The organism is Chitinophagales bacterium (assembly GCA_017303415.1).
Taxonomy (GTDB): Bacteria; Bacteroidota; Bacteroidia; order Chitinophagales; family Chitinophagaceae; genus SpSt-398.
In genome coordinates, this window is sequence record JAFLBJ010000001.1 from 1,409,765 (window position 1) to 1,423,131 (window position 13,367).

14 protein-coding genes are annotated in these 13,367 nt (G+C 46.0%); 8 read left to right on the forward strand and 6 right to left on the reverse strand.

Annotated elements, in window-relative coordinates; all coding sequences use genetic code 11:
• Positions 1-5 precede the first annotated feature (5 nt).
• The 3 genes from J0M30_06155 to rlmN all read right to left on the reverse strand — a co-directional run bounded on the left by J0M30_06155 (position 6) and on the right by rlmN (position 2,865).
• Positions 6-722, reverse strand: a complete 717-nt coding sequence (locus tag J0M30_06155; GenBank protein MBN8667071.1) for an RNA pseudouridine synthase — start codon at positions 720-722, stop codon at positions 6-8.
• 2 nt (positions 723-724) lie between these two features.
• Positions 725-1,663 (reverse strand): rRNA pseudouridine synthase, encoded by a 939-nt coding sequence (locus J0M30_06160; protein ID MBN8667072.1) that lies wholly within the window; start codon positions 1,661-1,663, stop codon positions 725-727.
• 158 nt (positions 1,664-1,821) lie between these two features.
• The gene (gene rlmN / locus J0M30_06165; protein ID MBN8667073.1) at positions 1,822-2,865 is read right to left on the reverse strand and encodes a 23S rRNA (adenine(2503)-C(2))-methyltransferase RlmN; all 1,044 of its coding nucleotides are present in this window, start codon (positions 2,863-2,865) and stop codon (positions 1,822-1,824) included.
• A 78-nt stretch (positions 2,866-2,943) separates the two neighbouring features.
• Here rlmN and J0M30_06170 point away from each other — a divergent pair, with 78 nt between their 5' ends.
• Entirely contained in the window at positions 2,944-3,300 is a 357-nt protein-coding gene (locus J0M30_06170; GenBank protein ID MBN8667074.1) for a hypothetical protein, read from the forward strand.
• 57 nt (positions 3,301-3,357) lie between these two features.
• Here the strand turns inward: J0M30_06170 and J0M30_06175 are convergent, their stop codons facing one another.
• The 3 genes from J0M30_06175 to J0M30_06185 all read right to left on the reverse strand — a co-directional run bounded on the left by J0M30_06175 (position 3,358) and on the right by J0M30_06185 (position 7,574).
• Positions 3,358-5,583, reverse strand: coding sequence for a DUF4836 family protein (locus tag J0M30_06175; protein ID MBN8667075.1), 2,226 nt, complete (start codon positions 5,581-5,583; stop codon positions 3,358-3,360).
• An 18-nt stretch (positions 5,584-5,601) separates the two neighbouring features.
• Complete coding sequence (locus J0M30_06180; GenBank protein MBN8667076.1) at positions 5,602-6,975, reverse strand: histidine--tRNA ligase; 1,374 nt, start codon at positions 6,973-6,975, stop codon at positions 5,602-5,604.
• Between the two features lie 149 nt (positions 6,976-7,124).
• A complete protein-coding gene (locus tag J0M30_06185; GenBank protein MBN8667077.1) occupies positions 7,125-7,574 on the reverse strand; it encodes a low molecular weight phosphotyrosine protein phosphatase in 450 nt (149 codons plus the stop codon).
• A 224-nt stretch (positions 7,575-7,798) separates the two neighbouring features.
• On the opposite strand from J0M30_06185, the gene J0M30_06190 reads away from it, so the two are divergent.
• The 7 genes from J0M30_06190 (at position 7,799) to J0M30_06220 (ending at position 13,310) form a co-directional block, all read left to right on the forward strand.
• A complete protein-coding gene (locus J0M30_06190; GenBank protein MBN8667078.1) occupies positions 7,799-8,599 on the forward strand; it encodes an energy transducer TonB in 801 nt (266 codons plus the stop codon).
• A 47-nt stretch (positions 8,600-8,646) separates the two neighbouring features.
• Positions 8,647-8,874, forward strand: a complete 228-nt coding sequence (locus J0M30_06195; protein ID MBN8667079.1) for a hypothetical protein — start codon at positions 8,647-8,649, stop codon at positions 8,872-8,874.
• A gap of 2 nt (positions 8,875-8,876) precedes the next feature.
• Positions 8,877-9,839 carry a substrate-binding domain-containing protein gene (locus tag J0M30_06200; GenBank protein ID MBN8667080.1) on the forward strand — a complete coding sequence of 321 codons (963 nt, stop codon included), beginning with the start codon at positions 8,877-8,879 and terminating at the stop codon, positions 9,837-9,839.
• 43 nt (positions 9,840-9,882) lie between these two features.
• Entirely contained in the window at positions 9,883-11,571 is a 1,689-nt protein-coding gene (locus J0M30_06205) for a tetratricopeptide repeat protein (protein MBN8667081.1), read from the forward strand.
• Between the two features lie 118 nt (positions 11,572-11,689).
• Positions 11,690-12,100 carry an NADH-quinone oxidoreductase subunit A gene (locus J0M30_06210; GenBank protein MBN8667082.1) on the forward strand — a complete coding sequence of 137 codons (411 nt, stop codon included), beginning with the start codon at positions 11,690-11,692 and terminating at the stop codon, positions 12,098-12,100.
• Positions 12,101-12,212: 112 nt separating this feature from the next.
• Positions 12,213-12,794 (forward strand): NADH-quinone oxidoreductase subunit B, encoded by a 582-nt coding sequence (locus tag J0M30_06215; GenBank protein ID MBN8667083.1) that lies wholly within the window; start codon positions 12,213-12,215, stop codon positions 12,792-12,794.
• Between the two features lie 12 nt (positions 12,795-12,806).
• Positions 12,807-13,310 (forward strand): NADH-quinone oxidoreductase subunit C, encoded by a 504-nt coding sequence (locus J0M30_06220; GenBank protein MBN8667084.1) that lies wholly within the window; start codon positions 12,807-12,809, stop codon positions 13,308-13,310.
• The last annotated feature ends 57 nt before the right edge of the window (positions 13,311-13,367 follow it).

A 13,367-nucleotide genomic window follows, 5' to 3' on the forward strand; every position in this document is an offset into this window, starting at 1 on the left:
TTGAATTATTTCCACTTCTCCAACTGTGTCAGGGTAGCCCGAAGATCCTTGGGAACAGGTGCTTCGAGTGGCCAATCATTTCCCGCCAAATCTTGTATCGTCAATGCGCTTGCATGAAGTGCCAGGCGGTTGAGCAAGGGCCTTTCTGTTTCTTCCTTTTTGGAAAGGTTGAATTTCTTTTTAATAGAGGAGAGGAGGACAGGTTTGCCATCTCCATATATGGGATCACCTACCAGGGGATGTCCGAGGTCCTTCATATGAACCCTGATCTGGTGTGTACGGCCGGTATGGATACGAAACTGCATCCACGTATAGGGGCCTAATTCCTGTAACACTTCATAATCCGTTACAGCCTCCTTACCTTGACGATGAACCGTCATCATTCCCTTTTTATGAGGATGTTCGGCAATCGGTGCGTCGATGGTGCCGGATGCCAGAGGAGGTGTACCCAAAACAAGTCCGAGGTATATCTTTTTGGTGGCCCGGTGTTCAAATTGAAGCGAAAAGTGTTTATGGGCTTCGGCATTTTTGGCAAAGAGGATCAGTCCACTGGTATCCCTGTCAATCCGGTGCACCACGAAGATCTCGCCATATTTTTCTTTGAGTAATGACTTGAGAGAAAATTCCTTTCCTTCCCGGTCGGGAATGGAAAGCACACCGGAAGGCTTATTCAGGGCCACACCATCGGCTGTTTCTGCTATGATCCAATCTTCAATCCGCATGGCTATTTTCCTTTTCCAAAATGTTTCAGGTCGCGTACCTCTTTTTCTGAAAGAAAGCGCCATTTGCCACGGTCTACATTTTTCTTGGTCAATCCGGCAAAGACAACCCGGTCCAAACCTTTTACATCATATTTCAGGTGTTCGAAAATCCGTCGTACAATGCGGTTACGACCACTGTGAATTTCCACACCCACATGGCTTTTGTCCTTTGTATCGGCATAGGCAATGGCATCTACGGTAATAGGTCCATCTTCCAGGGTCAGTCCGTTTGCGATCCGCTCCAGGTCCTTTTGATCCAGTGGGCGGTCAAGGGTCACCGCATATACTTTCTTGATCTGGTGTTTGGGATGGGTCAATTGTTGGGCAAGGTCTCCATCATTGGTAAGCAATAATACACCGGAGGTATTTCGGTCAAGCCGGCCAACCGGGAACATCCGTTCACGGGGTGCACTTTTCAGCAATTCAAAAACCGTCTTTCTATTTTGGGGATCGTCCGTCGTAGTGATATAGTCCTTGGGTTTATTGAGCAGGATATAGACCAGGTTCTTTTCCAATTGAATCTTCTTCCCATTCACCTTCACCTCATCGCGGGGATTCACCTTATGCCCAGGTTCAAGGATGACCTGTCCATTGACTTTTACTTTACCTTCTTTCACCAGCAGGGCTGCATCACGCCTTGCGCAAACACCACTATGTGCAATGAATTTGTTCAACGGCATTTCTCCGGCTCCTTCTTTCTTGAGAATGGTGGGGCCTGACACGGTGCGACCAGGCGAAGGATAGCTTTTTTCTGCTTTCTTTTTTTCAAAGAATTCTTCCCGTTCTTTCTTCCACTTTCTTTTTTCCTGGCGGAATTCTTCCTTACGGGCTGCGTTGCTCTTTGTTTTCTTGAATTTGTCGAAGGCCGCTGATTTCCGGCCGGAGGAGGCTTTTTTCTTCATGATGAGTATGCTGTTTTACAACAGGAATGCGGCGAAGGTAGGGGATTTTCGTGAGATGTGAGACGTGAGGCGTGAGACGTGAATCGTGAGGCGTGAGACGTGAGACGTGAGGCGTGTGTAGTAAACCTTCACTATTCACGTCTCACGCCTCACGAAAATCAAGCCTCTTTGTTAGCTAATTGCCCGCAAGCCGCGTCAATATCCTTCCCTCTGCTACGCCGCAACCGTGCATTGACCCGGTGTTTTTCCAGGTATTGCATAAAAGCTTCTACCTTTTTCTCATCGGGTTTGGCAAAGCTGGCGAAATCAATCGGGTTGTATTCGATGATATTGATCAGATCGGCAGGAACCTGACGGTAGATCTTGATCAGTTCATCCGCATCCTGGAAGGAATCATTGAAATCCTTGAACAGAATGTATTCAAAAGTGATCTCGTTCTTTGTTTTCTTATAAAAATAATTCAGGGCATCGATCAATGATTGTATGTTGTTGGTATCATTGATGGGCATGATCTCATGTCTCTTGCGGTCATTGGCAGCATGAAGGGAGAGGGCGAGTTTGAATTTGACGTTATCATCACCCAGTTGTTTGATCTGTTTGGCTACCCCTGCCGTGGAAACGGTGATCCGGCGGGGGCTCATTGCCAGGCCATCGGGTGCCGTGATCCGTTCAATGGATCTTAAAACATGTTTATAGTTCAACAAGGGTTCACCCATACCCATGAAAACGATATTGGTGAGTTTCTTGCCATGTATCCTTTCACTTTGCTGGTTGATCAACACCACCTCATCATAGATCTCATCAAATTCGAGGTTGCGTTTGCGGTCAATATACCCGGTGGCGCAGAATTTACAGCTCAGGCTGCATCCGATCTGGGAGGATACACAAGCGGTTTTGCGCTCTTCAGTGGGGATCAGCACCCCTTCCACCAGATGGCCGTCATGGGTTTTGAAACGGGATTTAACCGTTCCATCGGCACTGTACTGGGTTGTATCTATCGTAAGGGCCGGCAAGGTGAATTCCTCCGCCAGTTTCTGGCGCAATTCCTTCGACAGGTTGGTCATTTCCTCAAAACTATGGGCATGTTTGATCCATAACCATTCCCAGATCTGCTGGGAGCGGAACTTCATTTCCCCCAGGTCTTCGATATAGGCATGTACCTGGTCCTTGGTCAAATGACGTATATTCTTTTTCTCGGCCATCTGGCAAAGGTAGGTCTTCACGGGAAGTTAATTTGGACAAGAGGGGGCGAAATCTTAATTTTTAAAAAAATTTGCATCATGAGAAAACCATTTCTTTTCCTTTTCCTGCTTCTGGCGGGGGCTTTTTCAACCCAGGCACAGCAAAAGCCTGATTCCCTAAGTGATTATGTAGGTGTGTACGTATTTGCGGAAGGAAGTGTAGTACCTGAGGTAGAAGTGATCCTGAGCGACAGCACCCTGACCATTACCTCAAGCGCAGGGACTTCCTTGCTGGTTAAACAGGATAAAGACCTGTATACCATCGTTGAATTCAATGGTACCGCCCTTTTCAAACGGGATGGAGCCGGCAAAGTAGTGGCCGTTCATATTGAAGCGGGAGGGTATATTCTGGATGGGACAAAGAAACAGCCGGCTTATAGCTGGAGAAGGATTTAAGTTAACTAAAAGCAAATAGCTAATGGCTAAAAGCTATTAGCTATTTGCTTTTAGCCATTATTTTTCGACAACAAATACGATCTCTTTCTTATAGACTGACTCCACCGGCTTATCATTCTTCATAGCCGGTTTCCATTTTTTTACGGCGCTTAACACACGCATGGCCTCTTCTTCCATGCCAAAGCCATGATTGGTAAGGGCAATGAAATCGGCATAGCTTCCATCTTCCTTAACCACAAATTCGATCACGACCGCATAGCGACCTTTTGGCGCACCATTCTTAGTAGGAACTTGTGTATTCAATTCCTTTTTCAGGAATTTGGCCCAGGCTTTTTCACCACCCACAAAATCAGCCTTCATATCCACCTCTGTCGAGGGTTCTATTTTTATTTCCATAGGTGGGGGTACATCATCCGCACTATACACGTTTTCTTCCTTGGGAGCATCCAGTTCTTCATCCTTAATTATGGCACCCTTTCCGATCCTATCCACGACATTTCCAAACATATCCAGGAAGTTCATCACCGTTTCCAGGCTGTTGAGCGAAGGATCGGAAAGCCGGATCTCGGATTCAGACGCAATGCTCCCGTTTTTGTATTCTCCTCCGGAAACGATCAACTTATCAAAGACATCCAGTACCGCGAGCGGGTTTTCGTCCTCCTTGGAAGAGAATTTTGATCCCAATATGGGTCCCAGAAATCCCATCAAGGTCTTCATATCAAGGGTAAACACCATCGGCTTTTTGCCATACAGATCAGCAAAAGCCTTCATCCCCGGGTTGCTTTTATTTTCTTTAAATGCTTTTAAAGATTTATCAGAGAAAGTCATCACAAAAAGTCCATCACTGATATCCATCACCGGTTTGAAAACTTCTTTTGGTGGGGGTGGGGTAGGGAAAGACATATCATCCAGATCAATCTCTTCAATTTCCACTGCTGTAGTATCCGACAGATATGAAATACTATCCTCCATTACCATTTCCTCTTCCACAGAGGATGAATCTACCAAGGGGGACCATACAGCCGGGCTATCCGGCATTGCCCATGATTCGATCTGTGCAGCCCGGATACTGTCTTTTCTCTTTTTGGCGATCTCCATATTGTATTGAATGGTATCAACCAGTTTCTTCATTTTCTTCTCATCTTTTACCGTGGCCGCGACAAAAATTTGAATATCTGTAAACGGATTTCTGCGTGTTTCAGGGGATTCCTCTTCCTGATCGGCATAGGATTCAGGTAATACGGCGGCCATCAGAATATCTCCTTGCAGGGCTTGTTGAAAATCTTCAAATTTAATATTGGAGGCCTCCAACTCCTTCTTCATCAGTTTACTGATACCCGACTGATTAAAAAACTGCTCCACTCCGGCCATATCCATGGAAAAACTCATCACCATCAAGGGATTGCCCACCGGTATCTTTTGTAAAAGCGCGGTATTCATCGGCCGGCTGTACATTTTTTTCATGATCGGGGCCAGGCTGTCATTGAGCCATTGCCGGGTGGTGGAGACGATCTTTCCCTGCTCAAAATCGATCGTTGTGGCTTTATAGTTCCCTTTGGTCATCAGACCCAGGTTCAGTCCATTCGGCAGGTCATTTCTTGCATATTTTCCTTTCAGGTCAACGCTTCCATCACTCCATATCCGAATATCTGAATCCAGCTGGAGCAATTGTTGAAAACGTGGATCTTTCAACATACTTTTTTGTGCATCAGGATATAAATAGCCGGCCAGTTCTTTTACTTTTTGGGTGTAAAATGACTTGGGCATTCGTTTATCCACTGTTTTGGCGGCCTTTTTTTCAAGACTTGGCGAAGCCAACAAAACAAATTGTTTGGTATTCCAGGCAAGACTGTTATTCCCCTCGATCAGAAAATGCCCGTTCTCCTGATGGAGAAGCGAGGTGGACTTATTATTCATGGAAGCCACCATATTGGAAAACCGTCCTTCATCCGCGATTGATCCAGTAAGCATGACATAATTAACAGGTGACCGCTCATTTGTTTTGTCTTGCTTTATGGCGATCCAGAGACCGGATGAAAAATCGATCCCCAAATTGGAAGGATCGGTGAAATACGCTTGCTTTTCGGAGGGTATATCTTTCAGCAGGTATTGAAAGATATCGCGCTTGGAGACCGATGACCAGGGCATTTTCTTAGCCAGTTTGCCCAGGTTTACATGAATGACCATTTGTGCATCGGAAGGCACTGAAAGAACAGGGTCTGTTTGACCTGTCAAAATTGTTTGGGTAAGGAGGGCCAGCGGAAGCAGGCACCATTTTCTCATATGTTTCATAATAAAGGTTTAGAACTTATAATCCGGAAGGTCGCTAAACGGAACAGACCTTTGTTCCCCTGTTGCGAGATCTTTTAACTGGCATTGACGGTTGGTCAATTCCTGTTCTCCAATGATCGCCACAAAGGAAATATTTTTTTTGTCGGCGTATTTGAATTGTTTGTCAAGTTTTGCAGTTTCGGGATAGATCTCTGCTGAGATACCTTTTTTTCGTAACTCCATGGCCAAACCCAGAGCGGCCTTTGCTTCTGCTTCTCCCATATTTACAAAAAGGACACGCGTACCTCCAGCTACTTCGGGTGGGAACAAATTCAGTTCTTCCATCACATCATAGATACGGTCGACCCCAAAAGAGATTCCAACACCCGGAATACCCGGTACGCCAAAAGTGCCTGTCAGGTCATCATATCGTCCACCGCCTCCTATACTCCCGATCTTCACTGTATCCGGGGCTTTGACCTCAAAAATGATCCCGGTATAATAATTCAGTCCGCGTGCCAGGGTAGGGTCGGGTTCAATCGGGATAGAAGGATCGGTCAGGTTATCAAAAATGTACCGGAGTTCCTGTAATCCCTTTTTCCCGCTTTCAGTATAACCGACCAGGGTGTCAAGTCCGGATAATACTTCCTGTACATTCCCTTTTATATTCAGGTATCTTTCGATCAACGCGATGGCTTCACCCGGCAGGTTTCTGGCGGCCAGTTCCTCTTTCACTTTTTCCAGACCGATCTTATCCAGTTTGTCGATTGCAATGGTGATGTCTGTCATCTTATCCTGGCCTCCGCAAACTTCGGCGAGCGCGGCTAATATCTTTCGTGAATTGATCTTGATGGTATAACCCTTCAGACCTAACCGGCTCAGTGCTTCATGATAAATACCTGCGAGCTCCAGTTCATTCAGCAATGAGGTGCTGCCTACTACATCTGCATCACATTGATAAAATTCACGGTAGCGTCCTTTCTGTGGACGGTCGGCGCGCCATACCGGTTGTACCTGGTATCTTTTAAAAGGGAAGACAAGTTGACCCTGGTTCATGGCTACATACCGGGCAAAGGGAATGGTCAGGTCATACCGAAGGGCCCTTTCAGTAAGGTTTTTGTCATTTTTACCAGCCAGTACCTGTTGAAAGGCAGCACTGGCCTTCTCTGTATTCTTTGGGTCATTCAACCCGTTATTCAGGATTTTGAAAATGAGTTTATCCCCTTCATCACCATATTTCCCCATCAGGGTATCCAGATTTTCCATGGCAGGTGTTTCCAGGGGCTGAAAGCCGTATAGCTCGAAAACAGTACGAAGGGTGGTAAAAATAAACTGCCTTTTTCGAACCACATCCGGACCAAAATCGCGTGTGCCTTGAGGGAGGGAAACCTGGGGTTTTGCCATGGGCGCAAAGATAGATCAGGATTTGGTGATTTTTAGCATTTGCCCCCTTCGTGTCCTTTGTGTCTCCTTTGTGTCCTTCGTGTCCTCCTACGCAAGCCTGTCGTAGGAGGACACGAAGGACACAAAGGAGACACAAAGGACACGGAGTATTAACCGGCAGTATGATTCCGGATGAGCGCCTCGCAGGCCTCCTCGATCATTTTGAATACTTCATGATAACCCGGTTCTGGCCCATACCAGGGATCGGGTATATCCAGGTTTTTTCCGGGATGAAGTTCATTCATCAGAAATTCTGTCTTGGCCGGATCAAATTTATTCTTAGCCAAACGCTTTATATCATCCAGCACTTCTTCCGCCATCACATAGATCTTATCATATTTATCAAAATCATCCGGATGAAGTTTACGCGAACGCTGCTGGCTGATATCTATTCCATTCAACCGTGCCACTTTTTGTGAAAGATGATGGGGTGCCTCTCCATTATGATAGCCATTGGTGCCAGCGCTTTCAACGATCCAATTCAATCCGGCTTCATCTGCTTTGTGTTGCAAAATGCCTTCCGCCAGGGGAGAACGACAGATATTTCCGAGACAGACCATGAGGATGCGCATAGGTGTTGTGATTTGAGGTTGGTTGGTGGATGTTGGATGTTGGATGTTGGATGATGGTGGTTAGCTATGCTATCAAAATTTTGGTCTGTCAATTATTGATTAACAACCAACATCCAACATCCATCATCCATCATCCATCATCCATCATCCAACAACCACCATCCAAAAATATGGAATTCTCCCCCCTCCGCATCTCAATAAAAAGTATAGCCATGACGAACGCAGAGATCCTCAAAGCGGATATGCTCGATATTATTTTCGAGCACCGCAACAAGAACTATGGCGCCTATGCCTTGCGCCGTAATTATAACAACCGGTTGCTAAAAGCAATGGTGACGACATTTTTAGCAGCCGGATTGTTTTTTACATTGACTTCATTGGGAGAGAATAAGAGTGTATCGGCTACGGTATCGGTCCGTGACTCGGTGATTTTGAAAACCGTTGAGCTTCCCAAAGAAAAGCCAAAGGAACCAGAACAACCGAAACCTGCCGAACAGGTAAAACAGGTAAAGAGTGTAAGTAACATTCAGATTGTGGATGATGATAAGGTTGCTGATATGCCTGATTTGGATATGCTGAATACTTCGGTGGTTTCCGATAAGACCGTTGACGGAAAGCCGCCGACTGACCCCAACCAAAAAGCAGGTGATGACATTACCGGAGGCGGCATTCAGGCACCGGAAACACCTGAGAAACCCCAGGAATTCGGTCCCAGTTTTGCTCCTTCCTTTCCCGGTGGAACCGAGTCGATGATGAATTTTTTACGCAAACATTTACGTACACCGGAAGATCTTGAACCCGGGACACAGGTGACTGTTATGATCAAATTTCTGGTGGACCTGGATGGTCGGATTTCCCAATGGGAGATCGTAAAAAGCGGAGGACGGGAGCTGGATCAGGAAGTGATACGGGTGGTGCGGAAAATGCCTGCCTGGAATCCGGGCAAACAAAACGGCCAATCTATTTCCATGTATTTCACCCAACCAGTAACTTTTATAGGCCTGGAAGAGTAATTTTTATTTATCTTTCCACCCTTCGTAAATAAATCTGAATTTGATCAGTGGAAAAAGAAAAAAACAGATCCGGCCTCTCTCCGCAGACCATTTATAATTATGTGATGGGTCTTTTGTGGACTGTTTTGGGATTGGCCTTTCTCTTTCGCAAACAATTGAATCTAAGTTTTGGGGGACGATTGGATGACGATCCCATACTGACTATTATATTCGGCGTTGCTGCCATCCTGTATGGCGGCTTTCGCCTTTACCGGGGATTTACCCACAAACAATGATCATGAAAGGATGGCATACATATCAGGCGATTGGAAGCCGGTGGATGGCCTATCTCTTCCTGTTAAGCGGGTTCACTTCCTCCTGCGGAGAAAATACCGGGCAGAAATCAAAACCAGTTCCTTCCGATACCCGTAAATCCGGTACGATCACGATCAGTGTGGATGAATCCTTTAAACCAGTGATTGATTCGCATATTCTGGTATTTGAATCTGACAACTCGGTCAACTCAGCGAAAAAGATCAATGTACAATACAAGCCTGAAGCAGCCTGCCTGGAAGACCTGATGAATGACAGTGTACGGATGGTGATTGTAGCCAGAGCTATTTCCCCTGCGGAAAAGCAGATGATCATGGATTCCATGCAGGTAGTGACCACCCAAATGACGATGGCCTACGATGCAGTAGTAGTGATCGTTCATCCTGATTCAGAATTCAAGCAATTCACCATGGGGGAACTTAAACAAGTGCTCACAGGGAAATTTAAGAAAAATTTAATCCCGGTTTTTGATGGCCTCCGTGCAACCAGTACGATCAGTTTTATCATCGATTCAGTGTTGAGAGGCGACTCGCTGACCAAACAAGCGGTAGCCGCCAATACCAGCGAACAGGTGATCGAATATGTAGCCAGAACAAAAGATGCGATCGGGTTCCTGGGGGTTAGCTGGGTAGGAAACCCGGAAGACCCAAAACAAGAAAGTTTTTTGACAAAAGTGGATATGGCCCTTCTCCAAAGCCGGGATGATTCGACAGATTTTATAAAACCCTGGCAGGCAAATATTTACACAGGCAGGTATCCGATGACCCGCCGGATTGTTTATATTTTAAAAGAGACACACAGTGGATTAGGGCATGGTTTTGCGGACTTTATGTTAGGAGAACGGGGGCAGTTGATCTTTAAACGATCGTATTTGCTTCCAGCGAAAATGCAGTTCAATATCCGCAGAGCCGCTGTTCGTGAAAAATAAATAGCTATTTTTATACACTTCTAAATTTTGAAATTTTAAAGCAATGAAGAGAAAACAATTAGTACTACTTATCGTGGGAATCTTGGGGATCACCGGCCTTCGGGCACAGTCCCTGCAAGAAGGGATCGATGATCTGTACAAGCAACGCTTTAAGAGTGCGAAAGCCGTTTTTGAAAAATTGATCGCAGCCAATCCAAATAACCTGGATGCTATATACTGGATGGGTCAAACCATGATCCAGACCGACAATATAGCCGGTGCAAAAGCCCTGTATGAAAAAACACTTGGGACCAATGGCAATGCGCCCATGATCCTGGTTGGGATGGGTCATGCCGAGCTTTATGATCAATCAAAGACCAATGAAGCCCATCAGCGCTTTGAAACAGCCCTGACCATGACCACCAACAAGAAGAAAGGAAACGACCCTGAGATCCTCAATGCCATTGGCCGTGCCAATACCGATGCCAAATATGGTGATCTGGCCTATGCCATCGAGCGATTGAAAGAAGCGGCCTCCAAAGAATCAAAGAACCCCGATATCTATCTTAATCTGGGAAATGCTTTTCGTAAAGCCTACCCCGGTCAGGCCGGTGGAGAAGCCTATCAGGCATACCAAAATGCAGTGAAGCTCGACCCTAAATTTGCGATCGGGCATTACCGTACCGCCAAACTCTTCGAAACACAAAAGAACTGGATCGTTTGGTCGGAGCATATGAACAATGCGGTGGATGCTGATCCCACTTTTGCTCCCGCCTACTATGATCTGTACTATTATTTTCTCGGTACAGGGAACTACGACCGTGCTGAAGAATATGCCCAGAAATACCAGCAGAATGCCGATCCGGATATCAATAATTCCTATTTCAAAGTGCAAACACACTATGCCAAGAAGGAATATGATGAGGCAATCCTTGATGCCAAGGCCATGATCAACGCGGGTGACCCCGAAATGAAAGCCAAAGTGTACAAGATGATCGCTTACAGCCTTGTTGGAAAAGGGGATACAGTGGGCGCCAAGGAATATGTTGATACCTATTTCGCCAAAGAAAAGGTGGAGAACCAAATTTCTGAGGACTATAAACTAAAAGCCCTTGTGTACCTGAAAATACCCGGTCAGGAAGATCAGGCCTTTGATGCCATCCTGGAAGGTGTGAAACTGGATACCTCGATTCAAAGCAAAATAGCTTCCCTTAAAGAGGGAGCGGATGTCTTCAAAAAAGCAAAGAACCGTTGCAAAGCAGCCGAATTGTACTACGAAGCTTATAAATTGACCCCCGCTCCAAACCAGCGCGATGTGTTCGATCCAGGTCTGGAATACTATTTCTGTGGCAACTATCCTAAAGCCATTGAAATGTTTTCCAAATATGCCGAGAACTGGCCTGAAGAAACCTACGGCTGGCAATGGAAATTCAATGCGGAAAGAGCAAGCGATACTGCGATGACCATTGGTGAATTTGCCAAAACGGGGGTCAAATTGCTGGATGTGCTGTATAAAGATTCCGTTAAGAATAAGTCTTCCATCATGCAAACCCTGGCAGTACTGGCCACCTTCCATGTGAATACAGAGGTGGGTAAGGACCTGCCCAAGGCCGCTGAATATCTCCAGAAATTCCTCTATCTCGATCCCACAAACGAGAATATCAGGAAGAATATGGAAGCGATCCAGAAATCCATTGGAAACGGCGCTACAGGCCGTCCCGGTGGATCCGGTTCAGGACCGCGTAGCAAATAGAAGTGTATCTCTTCATAGCTGAAAGCCAGTGGCGCCTTTTGTGCCCATTGGCTTTTTTGTTTTTATGGTATTTTCCTACCCCTGCCTTATTTTTGCTACCCGATCACCTGGATTAATTATGCTTAACGATCTACCAACCCATTTTACTGCTTACTTATTGGGTATCAATACCACCGGAAGTTATATACCCGTGGCCCTTCAAATGGGCATTGTAGTAGGCCTGATCGGATTTTTGCTCTGGGCCACCCATATGCTGGGGCCGCGCCGCAAAACAGCCGATAAACTTCAATCATTCGCCAGCGGTATTGAATCTCACGGGGAAGCTCGTCAACCCATGGCGATCAAGTATTTTCTTGTTGCCATCCTCTTTGTGTTGTTTGATGTGGAGGTGATCTTCTTTTATCCCTATGCCGTAAACCTGAAGGCACTGGGATGGCAGGGTTTTTTAGCTGTTTTAATGTTTATTGGATTCTTCCTTTGCGGATTCATATATATCGTGAAGAAGGGTGCGCTTAAATGGGAAGACTAACAAGTGGCCAGAAACGGAATTCCTGGTGATTTCCCGAACCAGGAGCCTTTATAGCTGTTAATAATGAAAGGTTTAGAACGAAGCAAGGTTTGGTTAACTCAAAAATTCGCCAATGCGTCCTGTATCATATAATATTCTCCCCAAGAAACTGGAATCGGATATCTCCGTGGTCAACATGCCGGATGGCTACCAGGGAGAGGGGTTCTTTGCCGCCAAACTGAGTGATGTGGTCGGTCTGGCCCGGAAGAATTCCATCTGGCCCCTGCCTTTTGCCACTTCCTGTTGCGGGATCGAATTCATGGCCACGATGGCTTCGCACTATGACCTGGCCCGGTTTGGGGCTGAGCGCGTGGGATTCTCTCCCCGCCAGTGCGACCTCCTGATGGTAATGGGTACCATCGCCAAGAAAATGGGGCCTGTTGTAAAACAGGTTTACCTGCAAATGGCAGAACCTCGCTGGGTATTGGCCGTAGGGGCTTGTGCCTCCAGCGGTGGAATTTTTGACACCTATTCTGTGTTACAAGGGATCGATCAGGTTGTACCAGTAGATGTGTATGTGCCTGGTTGCCCGCCCAGGCCCGAAGCCATTATTGACGGGTTTATGCGGATACAGGACCTGGTGGGTAATGAAAGCATTCGCCGACGCAACAGCGATGAATATAAGGCACTGTTGGGAAGCTATGGGATAATGTGATAATATAAAAACATGGGTTTGACCACAGATCATATAAAATCAAGACTAACGGAGAAGTTTGGAGAGCAGATCACCTCCATGGAGGAATCATATGGTATGCTCAGTATTGAAGCACCCAAGGAGATCAACCTGAAGGTGCTTAATTTTTTACATGATGAAGCTGATCTGGGCTTTCGTTTCCTGACCGATCTGACCGGGGTGCATTATCCCGACCGGACCGGAGAGGAACTGGCGGTGGTCTACCACTTGCATAACCTGGTAGAGAATGTTCGTATTCGTTTTCGGGTGTACACCTCCATAGATCAACCAGATGTATTTACCGCCACTGGTTTATTCTCTTCCGCCAATTGGATGGAACGGGAGACCTATGATTTCTTTGGGATCCGTTTTGTTGGACATCCCAACCTGAAACGTATTTTGAATGTGGATGAAATGGATTATTTCCCATTACGAAAAGAGTACCCGCTGGAAGACCAGACAAGAAGGGATAAAGACGATGATATGTTCGGCCGATAACAATAAGTTAATAGCTAAAAACTAATCGCTAAAAGCTATTAGATATTAGCACCTAAT

What these genes read in the sequence shown, in the direction of transcription:
- J0M30_06210 (MBN8667082.1), top strand. Translation starts at nt 11,690, where the DNA reads ATGCTTAACGATCTACCAACCCATTTTACTGCTTACTTATTGGGTATC.
- J0M30_06190 (MBN8667078.1), top strand. Translation starts at nt 7,799, where the DNA reads ATGACGAACGCAGAGATCCTCAAAGCGGATATGCTCGATATTATTTTC.
- rlmN (MBN8667073.1), bottom strand. Translation starts at nt 2,865, where the DNA reads ATGGCCGAGAAAAAGAATATACGTCATTTGACCAAGGACCAGGTACAT.
- J0M30_06175 (MBN8667075.1), bottom strand. Translation starts at nt 5,583, where the DNA reads ATGAGAAAATGGTGCCTGCTTCCGCTGGCCCTCCTTACCCAAACAATT.
- J0M30_06220 (MBN8667084.1), top strand. Translation starts at nt 12,807, where the DNA reads ATGGGTTTGACCACAGATCATATAAAATCAAGACTAACGGAGAAGTTT.
- J0M30_06180 (MBN8667076.1), bottom strand. Translation starts at nt 6,975, where the DNA reads ATGGCAAAACCCCAGGTTTCCCTCCCTCAAGGCACACGCGATTTTGGT.
- J0M30_06155 (MBN8667071.1), bottom strand. Translation starts at nt 722, where the DNA reads ATGCGGATTGAAGATTGGATCATAGCAGAAACAGCCGATGGTGTGGCC.
- J0M30_06215 (MBN8667083.1), top strand. Translation starts at nt 12,213, where the DNA reads ATGCGTCCTGTATCATATAATATTCTCCCCAAGAAACTGGAATCGGAT.
- J0M30_06205 (MBN8667081.1), top strand. Translation starts at nt 9,883, where the DNA reads ATGAAGAGAAAACAATTAGTACTACTTATCGTGGGAATCTTGGGGATC.
- J0M30_06170 (MBN8667074.1), top strand. Translation starts at nt 2,944, where the DNA reads ATGAGAAAACCATTTCTTTTCCTTTTCCTGCTTCTGGCGGGGGCTTTT.
- J0M30_06160 (MBN8667072.1), bottom strand. Translation starts at nt 1,663, where the DNA reads ATGAAGAAAAAAGCCTCCTCCGGCCGGAAATCAGCGGCCTTCGACAAA.
- J0M30_06200 (MBN8667080.1), top strand. Translation starts at nt 8,877, where the DNA reads ATGAAAGGATGGCATACATATCAGGCGATTGGAAGCCGGTGGATGGCC.
- J0M30_06185 (MBN8667077.1), bottom strand. Translation starts at nt 7,574, where the DNA reads ATGGTCTGTCTCGGAAATATCTGTCGTTCTCCCCTGGCGGAAGGCATT.